This window comes from Pseudoalteromonas luteoviolacea (assembly GCF_001750165.1).
Taxonomy (GTDB): Bacteria; Pseudomonadota; Gammaproteobacteria; order Enterobacterales; family Alteromonadaceae; genus Pseudoalteromonas; species Pseudoalteromonas luteoviolacea_G.
This window is the reverse complement of record NZ_CP015412.1, coordinates 663,204-685,564: the sequence shown is the minus strand read 5'-3', so window position 1 is coordinate 685,564 and position 22,361 is coordinate 663,204. Positions and strand designations below refer to the sequence as shown.

19 protein-coding genes and 1 tRNA gene are annotated in these 22,361 nt (G+C 42.3%); 12 read left to right on the top strand and 8 right to left on the bottom strand.

Annotated elements, in window-relative coordinates; translation table 11 throughout:
• Positions 1–3: 3 nt before the first annotated feature.
• From S4054249_RS23400 to S4054249_RS23390, 3 genes are read right to left on the bottom strand one after another with little or no spacing between them, the layout of a single operon-like run.
• Complete coding sequence (locus S4054249_RS23400; RefSeq protein ID WP_046356777.1) at positions 4–3,657, bottom strand: AAA family ATPase; 3,654 nt, start codon at positions 3,655–3,657, stop codon at positions 4–6.
• Positions 3,654–4,874, bottom strand: a complete 1,221-nt coding sequence (locus S4054249_RS23395; RefSeq protein WP_046356776.1) for an exonuclease SbcCD subunit D — start codon at positions 4,872–4,874, stop codon at positions 3,654–3,656. The genes S4054249_RS23400 and S4054249_RS23395 overlap by 4 nt, the downstream gene beginning before the upstream one ends.
• A 55-nt stretch (positions 4,875–4,929) precedes the next feature.
• A complete protein-coding gene (locus S4054249_RS23390; RefSeq protein WP_046356775.1) occupies positions 4,930–5,166 on the bottom strand; it encodes a hypothetical protein in 237 nt (78 codons plus the stop codon).
• A gap of 502 nt (positions 5,167–5,668) precedes the next feature.
• Between S4054249_RS23390 and S4054249_RS23385 the strand changes: the two genes are divergently transcribed.
• On the top strand, positions 5,669–6,199 hold the full coding sequence (locus S4054249_RS23385) for a DUF6702 family protein (RefSeq protein ID WP_046356774.1): 531 nt from the start codon (positions 5,669–5,671) through the stop codon (positions 6,197–6,199).
• A gap of 242 nt (positions 6,200–6,441) precedes the next feature.
• On the opposite strand, the gene S4054249_RS23380 is transcribed toward S4054249_RS23385, so the two are convergent.
• Both S4054249_RS23380 and rtcR read right to left on the bottom strand, forming a co-directional pair.
• Complete coding sequence (locus S4054249_RS23380) at positions 6,442–7,881, bottom strand: metallophosphoesterase (RefSeq protein ID WP_046356773.1); 1,440 nt, start codon at positions 7,879–7,881, stop codon at positions 6,442–6,444.
• A gap of 98 nt (positions 7,882–7,979) precedes the next feature.
• Positions 7,980–9,581 (bottom strand): RNA repair transcriptional activator RtcR, encoded by a 1,602-nt coding sequence (rtcR, locus tag S4054249_RS23375; RefSeq protein WP_187301413.1) that lies wholly within the window; start codon positions 9,579–9,581, stop codon positions 7,980–7,982.
• 310 nt (positions 9,582–9,891) lie between these two features.
• Here rtcR and S4054249_RS23370 point away from each other — a divergent pair.
• From S4054249_RS23370 to S4054249_RS23350, 5 genes are all read left to right on the top strand, one after another.
• Positions 9,892–9,963, top strand: a tRNA-Leu gene (locus S4054249_RS23370).
• A gap of 203 nt (positions 9,964–10,166) precedes the next feature.
• Positions 10,167–11,795, top strand: a complete 1,629-nt coding sequence (locus S4054249_RS23365) for a slipin family protein (protein ID WP_196764527.1) — start codon at positions 10,167–10,169, stop codon at positions 11,793–11,795.
• Positions 11,788–13,014, top strand: a complete 1,227-nt coding sequence (locus S4054249_RS23360) for an RtcB family protein (RefSeq protein WP_046356771.1) — start codon at positions 11,788–11,790, stop codon at positions 13,012–13,014. Before S4054249_RS23365 ends, S4054249_RS23360 begins: the two co-directional genes overlap by 8 nt.
• Positions 13,015–13,016: 2 nt before the next feature.
• Entirely contained in the window at positions 13,017–14,057 is a 1,041-nt protein-coding gene (gene rtcA, locus S4054249_RS23355; RefSeq protein WP_046356770.1) for an RNA 3'-terminal phosphate cyclase, read from the top strand.
• 2 nt (positions 14,058–14,059) lie between these two features.
• The gene (locus tag S4054249_RS23350) at positions 14,060–14,875 is read left to right on the top strand and encodes a nucleotidyltransferase domain-containing protein (RefSeq protein ID WP_046356769.1); all 816 of its coding nucleotides are present in this window, start codon (positions 14,060–14,062) and stop codon (positions 14,873–14,875) included.
• An 8-nt stretch (positions 14,876–14,883) separates the two neighbouring features.
• On the opposite strand, the gene S4054249_RS23345 is transcribed toward S4054249_RS23350, so the two are convergent.
• On the bottom strand, positions 14,884–15,780 hold the full coding sequence (locus S4054249_RS23345) for a LysR family transcriptional regulator (protein ID WP_046356768.1): 897 nt from the start codon (positions 15,778–15,780) through the stop codon (positions 14,884–14,886).
• Positions 15,781–15,872: 92 nt separating this feature from the next.
• On the opposite strand from S4054249_RS23345, the gene S4054249_RS23340 reads away from it, so the two are divergent.
• The 4 genes from S4054249_RS23340 to S4054249_RS23325 all read left to right on the top strand — a co-directional run bounded on the left by S4054249_RS23340 (position 15,873) and on the right by S4054249_RS23325 (position 18,463).
• Complete coding sequence (locus tag S4054249_RS23340; protein WP_046356767.1) at positions 15,873–16,373, top strand: lactoylglutathione lyase family protein; 501 nt, start codon at positions 15,873–15,875, stop codon at positions 16,371–16,373.
• Positions 16,374–16,670: 297 nt separating this feature from the next.
• Positions 16,671–17,396: a sterol desaturase family protein gene (locus tag S4054249_RS23335; protein WP_046356766.1), complete on the top strand. Its 726-nt coding sequence runs from the start codon at positions 16,671–16,673 to the stop codon at positions 17,394–17,396.
• Between the two features lie 126 nt (positions 17,397–17,522).
• On the top strand, positions 17,523–17,882 hold the full coding sequence (locus S4054249_RS23330; RefSeq protein ID WP_046356765.1) for a ribonuclease E inhibitor RraB: 360 nt from the start codon (positions 17,523–17,525) through the stop codon (positions 17,880–17,882).
• A 56-nt stretch (positions 17,883–17,938) separates the two neighbouring features.
• Positions 17,939–18,463, top strand: a complete 525-nt coding sequence (locus tag S4054249_RS23325; protein WP_230851940.1) for a GNAT family N-acetyltransferase — start codon at positions 17,939–17,941, stop codon at positions 18,461–18,463.
• A 368-nt stretch (positions 18,464–18,831) separates the two neighbouring features.
• On the opposite strand, the gene S4054249_RS23320 is transcribed toward S4054249_RS23325, so the two are convergent.
• The gene (locus tag S4054249_RS23320) at positions 18,832–19,653 is read right to left on the bottom strand and encodes an NAD(P)/FAD-dependent oxidoreductase (protein WP_046356764.1); all 822 of its coding nucleotides are present in this window, start codon (positions 19,651–19,653) and stop codon (positions 18,832–18,834) included.
• Between S4054249_RS23320 and S4054249_RS23315 the strand changes: the two genes are divergently transcribed.
• Positions 19,652–20,509: a LysR family transcriptional regulator gene (locus S4054249_RS23315; protein ID WP_046356763.1), complete on the top strand. Its 858-nt coding sequence runs from the start codon at positions 19,652–19,654 to the stop codon at positions 20,507–20,509. The two genes, S4054249_RS23320 and S4054249_RS23315, sit on opposite strands and share 2 nt — an antisense overlap.
• Before the next feature lie 10 nt (positions 20,510–20,519).
• Here S4054249_RS23315 and S4054249_RS23310 read toward each other — a convergent pair whose 3' ends face one another.
• Positions 20,520–20,882: a MerR family transcriptional regulator gene (locus tag S4054249_RS23310; protein ID WP_046356762.1), complete on the bottom strand. Its 363-nt coding sequence runs from the start codon at positions 20,880–20,882 to the stop codon at positions 20,520–20,522.
• 78 nt (positions 20,883–20,960) lie between these two features.
• Between S4054249_RS23310 and S4054249_RS23305 the strand changes: the two genes are divergently transcribed.
• Positions 20,961–21,776: an aminotransferase class IV family protein gene (locus tag S4054249_RS23305; RefSeq protein WP_046356761.1), complete on the top strand. Its 816-nt coding sequence runs from the start codon at positions 20,961–20,963 to the stop codon at positions 21,774–21,776.
• Positions 21,777–22,361: the final 585 nt, after the last annotated feature.

Genomic DNA, 22,361 nt, shown 5'->3' with positions numbered 1-22,361 from the left:
TCGTTAACTTTCCTTTGTTGTCACAGTAGAATAACCACCGGACTGTTTTTTAATCCTAATTTGTGTTGCAACTCGTTCTGTCATTTGCGCCACATGAGAGATCACGCCCACTTTTCTGCCTTGTGACTGCAGAGCATCCAGTGCATCCAACGCCACACTCAATGTTTCTGGATCGAGTGTGCCAAACCCTTCATCTATAAAAAGAGAATTAATTTGCACTTGGTTAGAAGACAACGATGCTAACCCCAATGCCAACGCAAGCGACACTAGAAACGACTCACCTCCAGACAAAGTGTTTACACTACGTTGCTCATCAGCCATGTCACGGTCGATAATCGCAATTTCCAACGACTGACCAATCACGGTAAGGCGGTAACGGCGCGACAAACTAGCTAGATGATGATTGGCATAATGCAGTAAAATCTTCAAAGTTTGCGTTTGAGCCAAATTACGCATTGTTTTACCTGTCGCATCACCCAACAATCGATTTAATAAATGCCAATGCTCATAATCAGCTTGCATTTGCTGTAACACACCTTGCTGAGACTGGAGCTTTTCGGCGTTATCTCGATGAGCTTGCAATGCCACAGATACGGTGACGATATGTGTTTGCAACTGAGCCTGTTGCTCATTAATATCGTTCAGTGCAGTCGTTATTTCTGAAAGTAAGCGCTCAGGTTTAGCGTGCTCTAAGTGGTCAACTAAGTTACTTTTAACATGCGCCAACTGTGATTTCGTAGTATCACGCTGCTGTTCAAGCAACTTGGCTTGCTCTATCAAAGGCTGCCATATCGCAGGCTGCCAATCTAACAGTTCTTCAACCAAAACTTCGGTCAGTACGGGATGTTGCTGTTGTGCATGCGCAAACCAATCTAAAAATCGCAGTTGGTTTTCTTCTAAGGTGCTCTGGTATTCGTCTACCTGCTGGTTCAAATGGGCCTGCCGCAGTACTTTCTCGTCATGCTGCTTATTTAATTGAGCAAGTTTATCTTTGTGAGATTGGACTTGTTGCTGTATAGCAGAAACTCCATCTTGCAGCTGCTGGTGCCACCGCTCTGGCGTCGTATCCAATGCCAACAATGCACTACGCTGTATCTCTGCATGCTCAGAAAGCTGTTGATGCTCATTCAATTGTGCATTTAAGTTGTGTAATTGCAGCCTTACTTTATCGAGTAGAGCTTGCGTAGTTTGTTGCTGGGGTATGCACTGCTCAATATTTTTAACGACCTGCGCATAGTGATCTTGTTGAGTATTGAGCACATTCACTTGATCAGACAGTATATTGATGGCAGGTTCAGGCGCATTCGTAAACTGTGTAAGCCACTGTTCATCATCGTAAACTTCAGCAACTCTTTTGCTCAATTGCTCGCAAGATTGAATGAGCTCATTATCCCTTTGATTTAATGTCGTTTGTGATTGCTCAATAGCCTGAAGCTGCTGCTGATGATGTGTCAAACTACTCTGTAAAGTTTGAAGCTGCTGTTGACTTTGTTGTAGTACTTGAAATTTCTGCTGCTGAGTTTTACTCAGCTCACTGTACAAAGCTAACTGCTCATCAATTAGCCGCAGCTGCTCTGTGTGTTGATCCACGTGTCTAAGTGATTCAGGCAATTCATCTAGTACTGCTTGATTAACTTGCTGTTTATTCATCAGCTGTGCTTTTTGTTGCAATGCAGCTTGTAACTGGCCATTAATTTGCTCAAGGTGAGACACAACCTCATGATAGCGAGCTTGTGTTTGCTGGCGTGCTTTTTCTGCGGCCTGATATTGACTAGCAAAGTCTCGGATCAATTGCTGCCAGTGGCTGTCGATGTGATCTACACGGTAAGGATGCTCCGTAGCACCACATACCATACACTCTTTACCATGCTCTAATTGTCCGCGTAAGGCACTAATATTATCACTGGCACGTAACTTTACTTGATGCAGATTTTCCTGCGTTAAGTTCAACTGCTGACGAGTTAGCTCATCCTGATGTTCAGCGTCTTTTCTCTGCGCTTCTGCACTATGCTGCTGATGTCGAAGACCATCAATTTGCGCCTGCAACTGCACTAGTTCATTGTTTAATAAATGTTGCTGATCAAGCGCTTGTTGCGCTTTATTTAACTGTGAGCGCTGAAACTGCAATTTTTCATAATCTAATTCGCCCAAGCTATGTTGTAGTTGATTCACTTCCGCCTGAACCGCATTCACCTGCTGCTCGATATTTACACACTGCGGCTGAACTTGCATAACAGCTTGAAGTGCCGCCTGATGCTGCGCCTGGAGTGCAGATTGCTCGGTCAATAACGCTTGTCTGTCACTGTACTCGCGTAAATACTGTTGAAGCACTTCAAAAGTTTGCGGCCACGATGCACACAAAGATATTAGTTTGGGTGATTGTCTTAGCTTCGCATCAAGCTGATTTTTTTCAGCTTCCAGTGCTGCTAGTTGCGCTTGCAGGGTCTGTTGGCTTTGTACGTATTGCTTTTCTAATACATGCTGCTGTGCAATTTGCTCTTTAAATTGAGCTGCAAATTTGGCATGTTCACTACGTACTTGATCAAGTTCTCTGACTTTTGCAATATCTGGCTGATGCTTTTCTAACAAGGCTTCTGCACTCGATAGCTGCGCAATATTGACCTGCACAACACTGTCTTGTGCTGCAATATCACTTTGCAAATCTTGGGCTGCCAGTGTTTTTAAATCTTCTTGTGCACGTGCTATATGCGCCTTTAATTGCTTCGCTTGTATACGATTATCTGCTATCTGCTGAGTTAGCTGCGCTAAATACGCACGCTTTAATTCATCGCTGCGATCGATAAGTAATGCCTCTTGATCCGAGAGGTTGCTCGTCAAAGCCGTAATTTGTTGTTCTAATTTCGATTTAGCCGTGTACCACCCTAGATGCAGGTCTAGCTCCTTTGCTTTTACCTGCAACTGATTTTGCTGTTGCTGTAACTCTGTCAATTGATCTTGTTTTAGTACCAATTCATCATCACTGAGTAGTTCAATGTCACCGAGTTTTTGTTTAAATGATGTTAGCGCCTCAGATTTTTGTTTATGAAACTCAAAAATCGCTTTGCCGACTCGGCTAAACTGTTCAGTCGCAGTCAAGCACTCCAGCAATTGTGCTCGCTCGTCAGCATTGGCTTTTAAAAATGCGGCAAAGTCGTGTTGAGCAAGCAACACTGCGCGAGTAAATTGTTCAAAGTTTAAGCCAATTAATTGCAGTAACTTTTGCTTCGCATTAGACTTTTGCGCCAACACCTGTTCACCAGAAGCATCCAATAAAATAAGTTCCGCTTCTTTAATGCGACCATCAATTTTATTTCGGGCACGGGCTACTTGCCAACGCGCTGTGTATTGCGCGCCATCTTGCGCCATAAACTTGACCTGCGCATGACCGGATACGGTGCCTCTTCGCAATAAGTGTCGTGGGTCGCTGAGCTTAATTTCATCGCCATTAAATGCGACTTTATTCTTTGAATCAGACTTCAGCCGTGCAGTTTTACCGTAAAACGCAAGGCAAATGGCATCCAATAAAGTGCTTTTACCTGCTCCAGTTTCACCCGTAATCGCAAACAATCCGGTATTTTTTAAAGGAGCAGCGTTAAAGTCAATGTGCGCTTCTGGCAATGAGGCTAAGTTTTTAACCTCAATTGTGAGGATCCTCATAAATCTCCTTGCTCATTTAATGAAACCAATACTGTTTCTAAGCACGCTTGTAGTTCTTGTGGCAACGCAGATTCCTTATCAATTTGTTCTTTATAAGCCAACTCTAACAAAGTAAGAGGGGCAAGCTCATTGACTTTACTTAAGTCCTCAAACAACACAGCGCTTTCATGGTCTGTAGATTGCGAGACACGCTCAATGCCGCAAAAATGGACGTGTTTACCAATCAATGCCTGTTCAATTTTGTGACGAAATTGGCTGTCGGTTTCATTGGCGTTCAACCGTAACCTTAAATAAGGTTTGGGCGCAGTAGCATCCGTAGGCAACTTTAAATCTTGAATCGCTTGGCAGAGCGCTGCTAATGTTGCCCCACCTTTCTCTGGCAATAAGATGACTTGCTTATGTCTGGGCACATATCTTGGGGTGATCTCTAATACTTGCTTTCCAGAAAACTCTACCAGTAGTACTTGATGTTGATAGTTGCGCTCAGAAAATGACATAGGAAAAGGTGTACCGCTGTATCGAATCGCATCGTTGTTAGCTACTTTTTGTGCTTTATGCAAGTGGCCAAGCGCCACATAATCAGAGGTGCTCCCAAAAACATCAGCATGAATAGAATCAAACCCACCAATGGTTATATTGCGCTCAGAATCTGAAGAAATGTCTCCACCTTTAGCGTGTAAATGACCCAAAGTGACTACTGGCATGGTTGTATCATGGATCTGCTCATATGCTTGGTGATACGCCTGCTGCACCGCTTGTGCATAACCTGAATCATCTGTATCCACATGCGCTATATCAGCGCTGCGTAAAAAAGGCATCGCCACCACATACACGGCACCGGCGCGCGTTTCGATCCGTTTGACGACATCTTCAGGTGCATGTTTGTTATATCTGCCAACAACATGTGTATCAAATTGCTGTAATAATGGCTTTGCGGTTTCAATACGGTTGGCGGAGTCATGGTTGCCCGCAATAATCACAATATGAATGTGTGGTAAAACTGACTTCGCATGCTTTATAAATGTATATAACTGTTGCTCAGCAGCCGCTGGCGGGGTAGCTGTATGGTAAACATCACCGCTGACGACAAGCAGATCAGCATCAACTTCGACTAGCTCTTGAATAAGCCAATTTAAAAAAGCCTGATGTTCTTCAAAACGATTATGTTCGTAAAATTGTTGACCGAGGTGCCAGTCTGACGTGTGTACAACCTTCATACAGCGTTCCTTTCCTAATTAGGAACGCTAATATAACATTGCTTGGGCCTATTTATTAATAGCTCAATCGCCACCAAGCGAAAATTAATAGCGGTAAAGCCAAAAGTAGCAGCATGGGTGCTCTATAAAGCTTATTTTGCTTTGCTTCTAAGCGTTTAATCGCAGCTCGTTCATTACACGCAGCTACTTTGTCAACGTAACAATAGCCATCTTCTATGTACGCTTTACAATTTTGTTCGTCAGCAGGTATCGCTACAAGCTTCTCTTGTTTTTTTAGTATGTAAAAGTCCATACTGCTCACCACATTTTTTTCTATAAACGGGTATTAATCAATGAGCAAAACTAACGCCAGTTTTACCCAAAATAAGGAAGAGCGCGATTTTAATGATAAATAATGCCAAATATCAACAGTAAACTTGGGGTTTTTAAATTTTTTTTCAAAATAGAGACAATAAATACGAAAAATGTACACTTGGCATACAATGAAAATTGTCATTTTTTCATCACTTTTGGCCCTTGTTATAGCCTAATAGATTGAGCTGAACAATTTCTGAACCAAACTTTAGTTTATACAATTTATTACAAATGAGATTAATACCTTGATATATTTAAAGTTATATTCCCATCACCTAAAAAATTACGATATAACAACACAAAATAAAGGTCAAAAAACCATCATTTTACTTGCAACGTATTGGAAAAAAACACAATAATCCTCTCATAAATTAAAAAAATACAGTAAACTATATGTAAGTGAGTATACACTATCACTTTCCATATAAGGAGTTGGATTTATGAGAACTTGGCTTTTTGCCGGGCTCAGCTTAGTTTGGATAACACCAGCACAGGCACACAAGTTAAAAGTGTCTTTAGCGACAGCAAAAATATTGCCAGAGAGTGGACACATACAAATAGAATATCGATTTCATATGCACGACCTAGAGCATGCGGTAGTACATCTATTTAATGATACAAAAAATATTTATCAAGATAAAAAAGTACAGCAGCAATTTTCTGAGTATGTATACACTCATACGTCACTGAGACGTATAAATGGCCAAGCATTGGCTTTATCAGAACCCACGTTTGAAGTCGATCGAAAGTATTTTAGAGTGTATCAACATGCACAGTACGAAAAAGATGCGCCACTGCTAGGTTTACAAATGCGACATGGTGCTTTAAGAGATATATGGCCCGAACAAATCAACCTAGTTAATTTCAGAGGCTTGGGGCCCGTCAAAACACTGTATTTTGATAAAGAAGACAACTGGCTAAAAGTTCAATTTGATGAACAGCAGCCAACATCAGATAAATCAGGTCGTTAACTGAGCTGAACTTGTCATAAGAGCATATTATCAATTTGGCGGGAAAAAACGCGATATTGAGCACGTTCTGACAAGTTACTCCCGTTTAAAAGAGTCGAGACTGTTTGAACTTTTATCAGACGCACTCAAACCACTGTGCAGTTAGCAGACTTGACTTTAACACTGAGTGTACAGTGGCGCGACTCAGACCCTCACTCATCACGCCATACTTAATTTAACTTAACTCAGAACATAGCTACCAATCACTGACAAACTTGCTCATCGCGTGCAGAAAACTGCGAGTCACAGCGTAAAAATGCTTCACCTTGCTCATCGAAAAAGCGTCCATACCATCCAGAATAACGATCTAATTCCAGTTCTAAAAAGCCAAACTTGGCTTGTTCGTTGCCATTGGCTTCTAACCCATCGACAACAGCCTCAAAGCTCGTATAGGGTAGCTCCTCGCTCATACTAACCCCACTATTTCCAATCACTATTTGTGGTGGACGTTTGTATTGCTTATCAAAACTCAATGACTGATAAATATGCATATGACCCGATAATGCCAAAGCGACTTGTTGCGGAAGATGTCCAAGCGGTGTGTCAGCTAGCGCCCGCTGCAACATAATATTTAACGTATTGTCAGTTGCTACATTGTTCACCCCCCACAGCGGCCTGTGTGTTACCGTCCAAATCGGCTGTTCAGGGTTTTTGCTCGCAAACTTCTGTAGAGACTCGTACTGACTCTGATATTGCGCCGTTAACGCATTTGAAAACCGATCATCACATGCATTAGCTGAATCCTGTACCCAAATATTAAGCTTTTCTAGCTTCAACATATATGGATCTATCATCGCAATGGCTGAGGCAGCTGAAGTTAGAGGCTGCGAAAACTTTCCTTGTGTAGGACATGCGCGTTGAGTTATGCCTTGATCCAAGCCAGAACCTGGGCCAAAAAAGTAAAACCAGCCAGGCCCTGCGCGGCTACACAATTCATGATTCCCTCTTGCGAACACCCAAGGAGCCTTGGTCAGAATCGCATCGGCAGCGCTAAAAAAATCAGCACGCCAAGCGCGCCAAGTATCTGGTTTTGGGCTGCCTTGCGCATTTTGACTATAATATGTTTCCTCTAACCCACAGGTTTTTCCGCCATACCCTCCATCACCCGCATCGTACGCATAAACGCCTTTACTGATGCTGCCACTGGTGCCTCTATAATTGTAATCCCCCATGTGTAAAATAAGGTCAACATCACGCTTAGCTCCTTGGGAAATCAAGGTTTTAAACGGCTCCGCAGGCCCATTGCCATCACATACATGTGATTTACAGCCAGAGTCACCATAAACCTGAATACGCTTAGGGTTGAGTGTCATTGCATCAAACTGCAGTTCGGTGCCGCCTACCTGATATGCAATACCGGCCTGCACGGCAGATTCACACACCGTAATTGGAAAGTTTTTACCGGGGTGGAAAGCACGGATTTTCATCTGTCTGCGCTCTCCACTTTCGCTTTCAAGTAAAGGGCAGACTTGATCTGTACTCTGAACACCCGGAATGATGGCACGCACATAAATCAGTGTTTCACCTGATTTGCTAGGGGCCAGCATTGAATAAGCCGTGATCACTTCAGCTTTTTTTATTGGCTTAGGGCTACTGCAACTGGCCAGTAGCAAAATCCCACACAATATACTCACAACTCGCATTGTCGTTTTCCTTCTAGTTTGCGTCACTAATTCCTTGTTTAGTGTAGTAAAAACTCTGTAAAGGGCTATTACAGACAATTACCTACACGGACAACGCTCTATTTGAAGGCTGCAATATCTCGCCACTTAATGCCAAACTTTGCTAAGTACTTTTGCAATCTGCTGGAATCGTTGATGGTGGCTTTTTGAGTTCTACTGACATCAAATAGCACGCGTCCCGCAGCTGCCATACTAGGGCTTTGCAAACAAACGGTGACGACATACTCTAATTGTTGGCGATCAAATGCATCTAAATGTGCGATTTGCTCGTCGCTCAGAATAGAAATTAAGCAAGAACTGTGCTTATTAGGCTGATGTATTTGCCAATCACTTTTTAGTCTCGCAATTTCGTCAGTCACATCAGTCGCGCTGATCCTAGAAGTGTCAGCAAGCGTAGCAAGGCGGATCATTGACGATCCCAGATCTCTAAAGTTACCTTGCCAAGTTGCCAGCTCACTGTGGGCAAATTTAAGATATGCTAAACGCGCTTCCTTATTGAAGCGAACGCGACGGCCATGCTCTTGGCTATATTTATCCAACTCAAAGTCTATATTGGCATCGATATCTTCACGCCGATCCTTCAGAGCAGGCAAGTGATAAGTCCATAAATTGATACGGGCCAATAAATCCTCTCTAAAAGAACCATCAGCAACACACGCGCTTAAATCTCGATTGGTGCCAGCAATTAATTGAAAATGGCTGTGGCTCTCTTGATCGCTACCAACAGGGTAGAACTTTTTATTTTCAATTGCATGAAGCAACATTGCTTGTTCCTCTAACCCCAGCTCTCCAACCTCATCAAGAAACAACAACCCCTTATTCGCCGCTTTTAAAAACCCTTCACGTGCTTGCAACGCGCCCGTAAACGCCCCCTTAGTATGACCGAATAACGCCGCCATGGCATTTTCACCCTTTAAAGTCGCACAGTTAACCACAACTAAGTCGCCTTGAAGGGTATTACGCTGCTTCTTCAATTGATAAATCCGGTCAGCCAATTGGCTTTTTCCAGCACCAGTTGGGCCCATCAGTAAAATTGGCGCACTTGAGCGTATCGCCACTTTTTCTACTTGAGAAATTAAACGGTTAAACGCTACGTTTTTTGTTTCTATACCGCCTTTAAGAAAACTCTCACCCTGTTGGCGCTCAATATCAAACCGCTGCGCTAACTGATCATACTTAGACAGATCTAAGTCTATAGTATGCAATTGACCGACAGATTTATTGTCATTGCTTGGATCAGGAGATGTTTGTACTAATCTACCTGGAAATTGGCGACTCTCGGTGAGCAGATAGCTACAGATCTGCGCCACATGCGTCCCGGTTGTAATATGAAACAAGTACTCCTGATGGTCTAAATCAAACTCAATCGTTTGGCAAAAGTCATACAATTTGGCATACACCTCACCAAAATCCCATGGATCATCAAAGTTAACCTCAACCAATTGTACGGATGTTTCAGGCGATACCGTTTCCATGTCCACCGCGACATTATGAGCAAGCCGCAGACTGCGCGAACCATGCAATAAATACAGCTTATTAATAATGAGGTTTTCTTGGCTCACCAAGGATACATTTGGCCGCCAACGGTGCCAACGATCAACCCGCTTACCCACAAAATCTAACTGAGTGCCTAACAAACTTACTGCTACAACTTCCTTCACAACCATATCCAAATAGATACAACAATATATTTATGGAAACATTTAAGAGGAAAAAGAACAAGTAAAAATTAAAGAAAAAACAACCAAAATAAATTTTTAAATTATAAAAAACAACAAGTTAAAAAATAAATCTTACATTTATTTTCAGCTTGGCACATACCTTGGAATAGTAACCTCGTAGCATGATGTCGTGTTTCGAGATAACACAGCGGTGCGACTTACTCTGTAAGCACGTATTCCGATATTGGCTACCTCAGTCAAGAGACTGATTTGGATAGCACGCAAGTGCGGGGTTCAACTCCCCTTATTTGATAGATAGCTCAACGGTAGAGCAGCGACTTAGATTCGTGGGTTGCGGGTTCAAATCCCGCTCTAATCACCAAGAATTAAATTTATCTCATGATGATGTAAAAAAATATTTGAGCTAAATAGCTCATTACTTTGCAAGTAACCGCCGCTAACACTAAGGCAATTTTTGCTAAGTAAACCCCGTGGTTGGCAAGCCGGAAGCTCCCCAGCCACGCTGTTACTTAGCCAAATTGTAAATAGCTAGTTGGCCGTTACGATGCTTTATAAGGAAAAAAAATGAAATTTAGAAAACAACACACTGTTTCACCCACACAGCGCGTATTCGTATATAAAAATAAGCAATTTGAGCGCGTACTCGGCCCTGGTAAGCACAACTTTTGGGACTTTAATAATCAACTTGAGTTTATCACTTACAGCATAGACTCATTATATTTTGCTGCGCCTGATGCAGTTCGCATGTACCACACACACTCAGATCTTCATGCACATATCAGTCATTTTAAACTGGCTGAGCAAGAAGTTGGATTGTTGTATTTTAATGACGCCTTGAAAGGAGTTGTTGCGCCGGGAGAGAGCTTATACCTTTGGAAAGATGCAGGTGAGATCCGCTTAGAACGAATAGACATCAGTGAACAGTTTTACGTTGAAGAAACCACCTTAAAGCTCATCGAAAAAGCAGGGCTTAATCTGGCCTCAAAGCTAATTAAAAGTCCGAAAACCTCGGCATGTAAGCCGATTTATGAGATCACCATTGAACGTGAACACATTGGCTTTTTATTTGCCGACAACGAACTTGTCCGCGAGCTACCGGCTGGTCGCTATGGCCTATGGCAATTCAATCGCGATTTTGAATTACAAACCTTTGACTGTCGCACAGTTTCAGCACAAGCCGGAGCAGATATCTATGACAAACATAAAGGAATCACTAGCATTTCTCATCAAGTACTGGGGCCTGAAGAAGTGGGACTATTGTATGTCAATCAAGTCTTAAAAGGCATTGTGCCTCCTGGGGAGCACCTATATCTATGGAAAGAGGCTGGTGATATCCATATGGAGAGGGTCGATATCAGTAACAATCTGTATGTAGAGGACAACCTTTTAACAAGTATTAACCAATCTGGTCTCAATAACGCCAGCAAACTGTTTAAAGCACCAACAACAAAAGTGAGCGATCCAATTGTTGATGTATCGATTGAAAGTGACCATATCGGACTTTTATATGTTAATAACATGCTGGTACGAGAGCTACCACCGGGACGCTATGGACTATGGCAGTTTAACCACAATATTGAACTAAAGGTATTTGATTGTAGAACACAAATGCTAGAGGTATCGGGTCAAGAAATCTTAAGTAAAGACAGAGTAAGTCTGCGAATTAATTTAAGTGCAAGTATCAAAATTATCGATACCAAACTCGCAGCGCAAAGTGTTGAAGACATCGAATCATTTGCTTATAACGCTTTACAATTAGCACTTCGAGAGGCTGTAGGCACTCAAGATTTAGACAACTTACTGCTTGATAAACTCTATATCAACGAAACCGTCAAGGACATCGTTGATGAGCGATTACATGCAGTGGGAGTTGAGCTAAATCACGTGGGTATGAAAGACATTATCTTACCTGGAGAGATGAAAACAATTTTGAATCAGGTCGTTGAAGCGCAAAAAGCCGCTGAAGCAAACGTAATAAAACGCAGAGAAGAAACGGCAGCAACACGTAGTTTGCACAACACCGCAAAGGTCATGGAAAACAACCCTACTTTAATGCGATTAAAAGAGCTAGAGGCACTAGAAAAGATTGCTGACAAAATAGAGAGCTTGACCGTCTACGGCGGGTTAGATGGGTTGATGAATAACGTGGTAAACCTTGGAGATCAGCAACAAAGGAGAGAAACGAATGTGTAAGTCTCACTACGAAGTATTACAAACCGGCAATAAACACCCTATTAAGGCTTGGACAAAAGGGGTGCCATTTGAAAGTGCGGCAAAACAACAACTAGACAATATTGCAGCAATGGACATAGTACATAGCCATATTGCCGTTATGCCAGACGTTCACCTAGGCAAGGGCGCAACCATAGGGAGTGTGATCCCCTCTGTAGACGCTGTTATTCCAGCTGCCGTGGGTGTCGATATTGGCTGTGGTATGGTCGCAACCCGCACCACACTAAAAGCAGCCGATTTACCCGACAACCTAAAATCGATCCGCAGTGCCTTTGAAGCAGCGGTGCCGCATGGGCGTACCTCGAACCGTAGAAAGCGCGACGTAGGTGCCTGGGGTAATATTCCCAAATTGGTCGAACAACAATGGCTTAAATTAGAGGCTCGATTTAATCAGATCTGTGCCAAGCATCCAGCGATTGCAAAAAGTAATCACATAAACCACCTAGGTACCATGGGTACAGGTAATCACTTTTTGGAGCTATGTATTGATGAAACTGAGCACGTTTGGATAATGCTGCATTCAGGCAGTAGAGGGGTAGGTAATCGTATCGGTACTTATTTTATAGAGCTCGCTAAAAAAGAAATGCAGCGCCACCAACAACACTTGCCTGATATGGATCTCGCTTATTTAAAAGAGGGAAGTACCTATTTTGATGATTACGTTGAGGCGGTAGAATGGGCGCAAGATTTCGCGGCCAAAAATCGTGAAATTATGATGTTTAATGCATTGAAAGCACTGCGAGCTGAAATCCCTATACAATTTGATACCATGGATGTTGCGGTTAATTGCCACCATAACTATATCTCTCGTGAAGAACATTTTGGCAAGCAGTGTTATGTCACTCGTAAAGGGGCTTTACGTGCAGAGCGAGGAGAAATGGGGATCATTCCGGGTAACATGGGGGCACGCTCTTATATTGTTCGAGGTTTAGGAAACCCAGATAGCTTCAATAGTTGTAGCCATGGTGCAGGACGTGTCATGTCACGTACCAAAGCAAAAAAAGTGTTTAACATTGCAGATCAGGTCGCAGCAACCAAGGGTGTTGAATGCCGTAAAGATGAAGCCGTGATTGATGAGATCCCACATGCCTACAAAGACATAGATAAGGTGATGGCGGCGCAACAAGACTTAGTCGAAGTTGTACACACATTAAAACAAGTAGTTTGTGTAAAAGGTTAAGAATGAACAAAAAAACAATTATAATTAATGGCTCTAAAGGCGAGGGCGGCGGACAAATTTTAAGAACAGCATTAAGCTTATCTATGCTGTTAAATCAGCCCATAGAAATTCAAAAAATTCGCGCAGGCAGAAAGAAACCTGGACTGATGCGACAGCACTTAACGTGTGTGCTTGCAGCACAGCAAATCTGTGATGCCACTGTTGAAGGCGCAGAGCTTGGCTCGCAGCGCATTAAATTTACACCTGCTACTACCAAGCCCGGGGAATATGAATTTAAAATAGGCACTGCTGGCAGCACAGTGCTAGTTTGCCAAACAGTTTTGTTACCCCTTGCACTCGCAGGTAAAGCATCCAAAGTCATCCTGCACGGTGGGACGCACAACGGTATGTCACCATCATTAACCTTTTTTGAGCAGTCATTTTTACCTGCGCTCAAATCTATGGGACTAGACTGCCAAGTTAGCACCACCAAGTTAGGCTTTTTCCCTGCAGGGGGAGGTAGCTGGCAAATTGACATCACCCCAATCGACAGCTTATCTCCGTGTATGTTCGAAAAGCCGGGAGCAGAACTTGAACAACAACAAAGTCACTGCCGCGCTTTATCTATCATTGCTGGGGTTAAGCATTCGGTGGCAAAGCGAGAGATAGAAGAAGCAAAACAACTATTAGGATGGCATGCGCCTAATACAGAAGTTCTTGAGGCAAAAGCATTTGGACAAGGAAATAGCTTTCATCTGAGTATTGGGACTAAACACCAAATAGCCATGTTCGAGCAAATGGGTGAGCTTGGCCTTCGCGCAGAGCAAGTCGCTAGGCGAACAGTCAAGTCACTCAAACACTACCTAAAGTCAGGGGCTGCGGTAGAAGAACATTTAGCTGATCAACTTTTGTTACCTATGGCATTGGCTGGCAACGGCAGTTTTACCACCAATGTGCTCAGTAGCCATACAGTTACCAACATCGATGTGATATCACAGCTCAGCGGAGTTTGTATCAAAACGCAGCAGCTCAGCGACACACTTTGGAAAGTGTATTTGGATTAGTTATGACTGAAAAAATAAATAAAATTACACCAGAAATCCATGATGAAATTATGGCTCGTATCAAAAATGTGGAACGAGAGCACAATGTAAAGGTCCTTTACGCCATTGAATCAGGCAGTCGTGCATGGGGGTTTGAGTCACCAAATAGCGACTTTGATGTACGCTTTATCTATGTTCACAAGCAGGATTGGTACTTGTCTGTAATGCTAGAAGATAAAAGAGATGTTATTGAATACCCCATAGTTGATGACATCGACATCAATGGCTGGGATGTGCGAAAAGCACTTAAGCTGTTGCACGCATCAAACCCTGCTATCGGAGAATGGCTGCAGTCGTCTATTGTGTATGTGAACAGTGGTGACTTTAAACATCAAGCTGTGTCTCTATTTAAAGCGCACTATAAAATTGATCGCGGGATTTATCACTATTTTAATATGGCAAAAAACAACTATCGTGAGCATTTAAAGGCTGACTTAGTATCGTATAAGAAGTACCTCTACGTGTTGCGTGCACTGTGCGCGGTAAAATGGATAGAACGCTTTAATTGCCCACCGCCTATCGAGTTCGAAACTCTGGCAAGCGAGGTGATTGATGACACCATAATACTCGATAAGATTTGCTCGCTCGTCGCTGCGAAAAAGCGCGCAACAGAAAAAACACTGGGTCCAAAGATCCCCGAACTGAACCAATTTATAGAAGCGCAATTGAGCCAATTTAAAGGGAGTAAAAAAGGGCCACCATTAGAACCAAATAGAGTCGCTGAGCTAGACAAATTTTTCCAAAGCATGCTATGCACGCATAAGTTAAACGCAAGGTAAGTGGGGGCCTATACACCACCCATTTGCGTTTCTTCACTCAAACCCCCTTTAATCTCATTAATCAAAATACTGACGCGTTGTGGCTGCGCGGTATGTCGATGTATACCTAGATAGACGGTTTCATAAACAGGATGTGTTAAAGGGTGAGCCGCAATAAGCTCTGGCTGTGCAAAGGCAGCGACAGCATGGGCAGGCAATACCGTAAACCCAAAACCTCTTGCTACAGGCTCTAAAATTAATCCAATTTGATTTGAAAAGCCTTGATTTTTTAGTAAGTCACTATGCTGGAACTCAGGAAAATTGGCACCAAGTAATAACTCGGCATGATGACTGCCATCGGGGTGGTTGATATAGCCCAAAGTACTAAGCGACTGCCAATCAGGAGAAGCCAAGTTTTTTGGCGTCACAAGTAATAGTTGCTCCTGAGCAATGGCCTCACAATGCACATTGACATCGCTGGACTTTTTACTCATCAAACCAATATCGGCGTGTTTACCAGCAATGGCCTGCTCGATTTCACGATTAGGGGCAAACCGGTAATCAATCGTGAGGTCGCGATAGCGCTGCTGTAAATTCAGTAGACTCGGATACAGCTTTAACCCCACACTGCCAGGTGACATCACTCGCACGTTACCTACGTAAGCGGGGTCTTCCCCAATCAGTTTTTCCAACGAAGATACCCCATGAAGAATATCTTGCCCATGCACATATAACTTTTCACCGGCTTCAGAGAGTGAAAATTGCTTTCCTTCGCGTAACAACAGTGTTTTGCCCAACTGTTGCTCTAGCTTATTCATATGTTGACTGACACCAGATTGTGTCATGTGAAGCTGCAGTGCGGTGCGCGTGAAATGGCCGACTTCAACCAAGGTGCAAAAAGTGCGCAGCCAGATCAAATTAATCATTACACTTTGTACTCAAAATTATAATTATTGATAATTTTACTTAATGAACTTTGATTTGTAACCTGCTCACATCACATTGAGGAGCACATTTTATGAACAAGGTTTATCCAAGAAATTTTTCCCATATTGGTATCTCAGTACCAGATCTTGAAAAGGCTGTTGAGTTTTATACCCAAGTATTGGGTTGGTATTTAATCATGAAACCAACTGAGATCACTGAAGACAACAGTGCCATTGGCCAAATGTGTACAGATGTATTTGGTGCAAATTGGGACCGCTTTAAAATTGCGCACTTATCAACGGGTGACAGAATTGGCGTAGAGTTATTTCAATTCAAAAACCAAACTAACCCAGATGACAACTTTGAGTATTGGAAAACCGGTATCTTTCATTTTTGTGTACAAGACCCGAATGTAGAAGAACTCGCAGAGCGCATTGTTGCAGCTGGTGGCAAAAAGCGCATGGCAGAACCTCGATACTACTATCCCGGTGAAAAGCCATATCGCATGATTTATATGGAAGACCCATTTGGCAATATCCTAGAAATTTATAGCCACAGCTATGAGTTGATATACAGTGACGGAGCCTACTAAGCTCACGTTTTAAATCTCTCTATCACACTCATCAAATTGCATGACTTAGATTTAATAGGGGTGTAAAGCCCCTTTGCATTTCGATACCAATGAAACAGGCCCTTTCAATAAAATAAAACATGAAAAACCACATTCAACATCAAGCCCCATGATTGATATGAACAGAATTAGCTTAAAAGCTTCGATATTATTTAGTATTTAGTGGCAAATTTAGGTAATGTGGTTTGAACAGAACACGTGCAGCTATTTATTGTAGCCTTATCGTTATTATTGACTGCCAAGGTGACAAGATAAAAAATGGAACTTCTTACATTACTCATCATCTTCGTGACATTTATAGGAGTTTTTACCCTAGAAGTCATTGCACCCGCATCTAAAAATAGCTGCGATCGTCGCTGGCTGATCCTGGCATCTGGTATTAGCTTCTTTCAATCCATGTGTGCAATCGGTGCAGGGCTGATATTCACCGATCGATTTAATCACATATCGTTATTGAACTTAGGGTCAATGAGTATACTCACCCAAGGTGTGATCGGGTTTATGTTAACCAGTTTCGTTGCGTATTGGTGGCATAGGGCGATGCATAAATTTGACTTTTTATGGCGCACTTTTCATCAGCTACATCATAGTCCTCGCCGTATAGAATCACTCTCCGCCTTTTACTTACATCCCTTTGACAGTGTCGCCGCGACCTTGCTCAACGCCATGTGTTGTTATCTAATATTAGGGCTAAATGCATACGGCACTGGCGTCAGCTTAACCATCGCTGCTGTTTATAATATTTATATCCATGCAGATTTAAAAACACCTTACTGGGTAGGCTTTATTGTTCAGCGACCCGAAATGCATAGAGTTCATCACAAACACATGCATCACAAACAAAATTATGGACTTGCCCTGTGGGATTTGTTGTTTGGCACATTTTCAAACCCCAAAGATTACGTGCGTGCAGTCGGCTTTGATGAAGTCAGAGAAAAACGCGTATACGACATGCTGAAAACCAAGGATGTATATAAATCCTAGCCGCTTTCGAACTTTACATAATTAGTCTAGCCATACTATTTGTGACGGATCACCACAAAAAAGTAAATTTATTGACTTGTCATACGACTTATATGAATAGATCGATAAGTAGGAAAGTACGTATTTATGACAACTACACACACGTGGCCAGCAGATGCCGATGGAGAAGTACTCAAAGTACTAGACGAAAGAGCCTTTGATTTTGACTCCACACATACTATTGAGTTTTATCTGGAATTTAAGGATTGGCCGCTTAGCAGACAACAGCAAAATGAAATATCTGAAAAATTACCAGGCGCAGATTTTATAGAGTCAGATCCAGAAGATATAGAGCTTGGTGATGCACCAGGTTATGTCTTGTTTACAACACAAAATAAAGTCACCCATGAATTTGTCGGCCAAGAGCAAGTCAGGCTGACTAAGTTAGTTTCCCACCTAGACGGTATTTGTAATTCATGGGCAGTGTGTAGCCCATGTGGCGGATAATACCTAATACAACCAGCTCACTAACATAACCCAATCTATTCATGTTAGTGAGTGGCATGATAACTTATCGCGCTGAGCGCTTATCCAAAAAGCTAATAACCTACCCTGCACTTGGTTTACATCAAAAAATCGTGCACTCTACTGATTACAATAACAACAAATGTGTGTCAGAGATCATGCAATACAAAAAAGACAATTATCGAATTAGTGATTTACGAGAAGACATTCAACTCGAGCAGGTTGAATCGTTATTAAAAAGCTCCTACTGGGCTAGTAACCGCGACTTGGCAATCATTAAAATCTCTATAGAAAACAGTGAGTGCTTTTCGCTCTTTTATCAAGATCACCAAATCGGCTTTGCAAGAGTCGTCACTGATTTTGCAACGGTTGCCTACATCGCCGATCTGATCATTCACCCAGATCATAGATCTCAAGGGCTCGGAGTGTGGTTAACAGAGACGATCGTCAATGATCCACGTTGGTGCACTAAATTTAAATTTCTCGTCACTGATGATGCCCACAGCCTGTACGAAAAGTTTGGATTTTCTGGCAGCTCAAAACTGTTGAGCACTCAAGTCTAAAACTCTCACCGTGCAAGTATCTATCTCGAACCACCAAAAGCGGTATTAAATTTACCCACTGTGAGCTGTGTGATTTTTATGCAACTCTGTTAGAGATAATTCAAATAAGGAGCATAAGATGAAACTAAAAAAGCAAAAACTCAAGAATCTCAATCAAGATCAGTAAACCCACAAAAAGCAGACTACACAAGTAGCTGATGGAACATATTCAAACCCAGCTTTGACTTGCTTGTCCTGTTTAACTAACTGCGTTTGATATAAATGTAACGTATAAGCGCCTAGGCTTACTAATCAATTAGTAAGCCCTATCTCGTCCAAGACAAATTACCCATCTTCAGAAAAGTATCACATATCGCTATGACTCAGTATTACTTTGCAAACGCTTTATAGGTCTTAGTAATAAACAAATCTTTTTGTTTGATATTAACGAGGTGCTTGCAGGTTGAAGTGAAAAACGGCGTTTGCACTATGCCCGTTTTTTGCCCCGTGGGAACTAACGCCATAAACGGATTACGTTTATATGCTTTTACCGACTTATCTTGGCGCTTTCGCACTATACTTTTAGCCAAGTATTTACCTTGCTCCACTGCCAAATATCCCAGTTTAGCTTCGCCCACATCGGCAATGTCACCCAGTGCATAAAAATTTTCTTTCCCAACAACTTGAAGCGTGTCATTCACCACAATCAAACCTTTACTATTGAGTATATATGAGAAGTTTTGTTGCAAAAATGCATTATTCGGTTTGGTGCCCGTCGCACATAACACCATGTCAGGCTTTAACGTATCAGTTGAATGCTTATCTTGGTAGCTCTGAGTTTTGGTACATAGCTGATAATCGCTATTTAACTTAATCTGTACACCTAGTTCTTCCAGCTGTTGATGTGCTTTGCGCTGTGCTTTTTGACTAAAGCCAGAGAGTAGTGCTTTATCTCTATGGACTAAGGTAACCACTTTATCTTTGAAGGTATAAGCAATTTCACCTGCCAACTCTGCCCCAACGACACCCCCACCAATAATTAATATCTCAGTTGCGTCTTTAAGCTGCGCATAATGCTGTCTAAGCTCAGCCTCTCTGTCATTCAAGCTATGTGCATCCATGCTCTTGGCTAATGGCAAAGTCGGATATCTAGACCCACTTGCAATCACAACCTGCTCAAACTCAATACGCTCGCCATTGAGACATATCATGGATAAATGGACTGAGTTTAAAACCGCCTACCGATTAGCCAAGCTAAGAACGCTTAGCGCCGTAGCAGCCGATTTGGGTATACACCGCTCAACAGTCATGCGGCAAATAGATAGCATAGAAGCACACTTAGGCATCAAACTCTTTCAACGCAATGACAAAGGTTATATTCCAACAGAAGCAGGGCTGGAAGTAATGCGGTTGGGAGAAATTACAGACATACAATTTAATCAGTTTGTTGATAAGGCAACCAATTCAGATGCCATGATGAACGGTGTGCTTAAAATCACTTGTGTCAATGAGCTATCCGAATTGTTATTCCCAGTGATAAACCAATTCCAAGCGCAATACCCAAACGTAAGGTTCGAGATCTTAGAGGATATACGACAGTATGCGTTAGAGTATGGAGAAGCAGACTTAGCCATTCGTATGGGTGAGAAGCCGCACACACTGGATAATATCGTGATCCCATTCCAGTGCATAGAGGTGGTCATGTGTGTACATCAAAAATATGTAGAACAACATGGCTTGCCAACAAAAGACAATTGGTCACAGCATAAATTTATCGCCAATTCCGAACGCATTGCACATTTGCCGTGGAATGAATGGATCCACACACAGGTAGAGAAAAGTCATATTCTCACCACCAGCAATACTCACCAAGTGCTCGACTATGCACTTCATGCAGGATGTGGGATCTCTGTTAGTACAAAAGAAGCTGCACAAAACAACCCGATGCTACACATATTACCCATAGGCGACATGTGGCAAGTGGACACTTGGATATTGGTGCATTGTGACATCATACATATTCCAAAAATACGTAAATTTGTCGACCTACTAAAACTCGCACGATAGAGCAGCTAACTTATACTTTATCAGCTGCTTCAATTTCTTGTATGAACCCACTTAACACAGCTCTATTTTTTGCTAAGCGAGCCGCTTTTTCATCAACCTCTCTTAGCTGGCTGTGTAATAGCACTCTCAGCTCGTCACAAGGTTCAAAAATGGGCCGCTCGCCTCTAATACAAGGTAAAAATTGTAATATGGTGCTTAGCGTCATACCCGCTGAACTTAGCAATTTAATGCGCTCTAACGATAGTACCTCACGCTGATCATAGTCGCGATACCCTGCGGCGGTACGACGTGGTGTTAACAGCCCTTGCTCTTCGTAATACCGAAGCATGCGCACACTCACACCACTTTGCTCAGATAGTTCGCCAATTCTCATCTTTACTCCTTGACCCTAACAGCACTGTCAGGGTTTATCGTATTGGCTCCTAAATATGGACTCAATGGAAATAACACAATGACTAATAATGAATTTTCACCAAATACCTTTATCAATGGTGTGTACCAAACCAACTCGGCACTTAACCCTTTAGCATTTTCTGGCTTTGCACACTTCAGTGCGATGCAAGTGAGAGAGGGAAAAGTAAGAGGTATAGACTTACACTTAACGCGTCTAAGTAAAGCGTCGCAAAGATTATTTAATAACGCGCTGTCAGATCAGCAGATACGTATTTACATCAGAGATGCAATTAGGGAAAGTCCATTAAATTGCTCTCTGATTATCACACTGTACTCTTCTCACGGTGAATTTACTGCACGCAGTATGAACACACTGCCGCAAGTACTCGTGCGTACCAGTGCGCCTTCAAGCGGCCCCGTTGGACCGTTACACCTCACAGCGATTGAACACCAGCGACCTATACCTGACATAAAGCATGTAGGAGAGGTTGGCAAAACCTTTTATTTACACAGAGCAATAGAAAAAGGGTTTGATGATGCAATATTTGTTGATGAGCAAACAAAGATAAGTGAGGGGACAATTTGGAATCTCGTTTTTTGGGACGGATACACCATTATTTGGCCAAAAGCCCCAATGCTCAAAGGGACCATGATGAGCATATTACAACGACAACTCACCAAACTTCATATACCACAGCGCACTATAGAACTTAAGCTGACCGACCTTAACATACTCCGCGGCGCGGCGGTAATGAATTCATGGACGCCAGGGGTAAGTGTAAAGGGCATTGACAGTACTGTGTTTAATGACTCAGATAAACTGAGCGCGCTGTTACATCACGCATATCAATACGAGCCATTAGAGGAAGTTTAACGCCTTGAAGATAGGGAACACCAATATAACACTTGCCTTTTGCGCCAATACTGTTGCTTGCTCTATGGAGCCCTGCAAAATGATGCAACCCCAGTGACGTTAATTGCATATCAGGTAAAGTCATTAATATACATACCTCCTTGCAAGCAAGTCTGTTCTATGTTTCTTAAATAAGAACATGACTGTACGAACAAAAAACCATGAAGTCAAAGCTGCTATATTCAGTTTAAGGCTAGTTTTGTATTCAAAAAGGCTGTATTTGAAACGAAAGTTACAAAGCGTAACAAGCACTCACAATGAATTGCACACTGCGTCGGGATTGCAACACAAGTTTTCGATAGACTTTACCTCGTTGAGTAAACACATACACACCTACAGAATGTAGAGCCGTTGATTGTAGTTATTTAACATGTTGATTTCCCTGTCTTAAAAGACTTTTGGCGCACCCTTGGTGCGCTTTTTTTCTTTGTGTACCTTTTACCTCACAACGTAAGTCATTCATAAAATTACCAAATTAAACGCAGAGTTTATCAATCAACTTATCTGGTGGCGCACAAGTAAATTTCTACTATATTTCTGACTAAT

Coding starts and splice junctions, on each gene's coding strand:
- S4054249_RS23400 (WP_046356777.1), bottom strand. CDS start 3,657: ATGAGGATCCTCACAATTGAGGTTAAAAACTTAGCCTCATTGCCAGAA.
- S4054249_RS23395 (WP_046356776.1), bottom strand. CDS start 4,874: ATGAAGGTTGTACACACGTCAGACTGGCACCTCGGTCAACAATTTTAC.
- S4054249_RS23390 (WP_046356775.1), bottom strand. CDS start 5,166: ATGGACTTTTACATACTAAAAAAACAAGAGAAGCTTGTAGCGATACCT.
- S4054249_RS23385 (WP_046356774.1), top strand. CDS start 5,669: ATGAGAACTTGGCTTTTTGCCGGGCTCAGCTTAGTTTGGATAACACCA.
- S4054249_RS23380 (WP_046356773.1), bottom strand. CDS start 7,881: ATGCGAGTTGTGAGTATATTGTGTGGGATTTTGCTACTGGCCAGTTGC.
- S4054249_RS23365 (WP_196764527.1), top strand. CDS start 10,167: ATGAAATTTAGAAAACAACACACTGTTTCACCCACACAGCGCGTATTC.
- S4054249_RS23360 (WP_046356771.1), top strand. CDS start 11,788: ATGTGTAAGTCTCACTACGAAGTATTACAAACCGGCAATAAACACCCT.
- rtcA (WP_046356770.1), top strand. CDS start 13,017: ATGAACAAAAAAACAATTATAATTAATGGCTCTAAAGGCGAGGGCGGC.
- S4054249_RS23350 (WP_046356769.1), top strand. CDS start 14,060: ATGACTGAAAAAATAAATAAAATTACACCAGAAATCCATGATGAAATT.
- S4054249_RS23345 (WP_046356768.1), bottom strand. CDS start 15,780: ATGATTAATTTGATCTGGCTGCGCACTTTTTGCACCTTGGTTGAAGTC.
- S4054249_RS23340 (WP_046356767.1), top strand. CDS start 15,873: ATGAACAAGGTTTATCCAAGAAATTTTTCCCATATTGGTATCTCAGTA.
- S4054249_RS23335 (WP_046356766.1), top strand. CDS start 16,671: ATGGAACTTCTTACATTACTCATCATCTTCGTGACATTTATAGGAGTT.
- S4054249_RS23330 (WP_046356765.1), top strand. CDS start 17,523: ATGACAACTACACACACGTGGCCAGCAGATGCCGATGGAGAAGTACTC.
- S4054249_RS23325 (WP_230851940.1), top strand. CDS start 17,939: ATGATAACTTATCGCGCTGAGCGCTTATCCAAAAAGCTAATAACCTAC.
- S4054249_RS23315 (WP_046356763.1), top strand. CDS start 19,652: ATGGATAAATGGACTGAGTTTAAAACCGCCTACCGATTAGCCAAGCTA.
- S4054249_RS23320 (WP_046356764.1), bottom strand. CDS start 19,653: ATGATATGTCTCAATGGCGAGCGTATTGAGTTTGAGCAGGTTGTGATT.
- S4054249_RS23310 (WP_046356762.1), bottom strand. CDS start 20,882: ATGAGAATTGGCGAACTATCTGAGCAAAGTGGTGTGAGTGTGCGCATG.
- S4054249_RS23305 (WP_046356761.1), top strand. CDS start 20,961: ATGACTAATAATGAATTTTCACCAAATACCTTTATCAATGGTGTGTAC.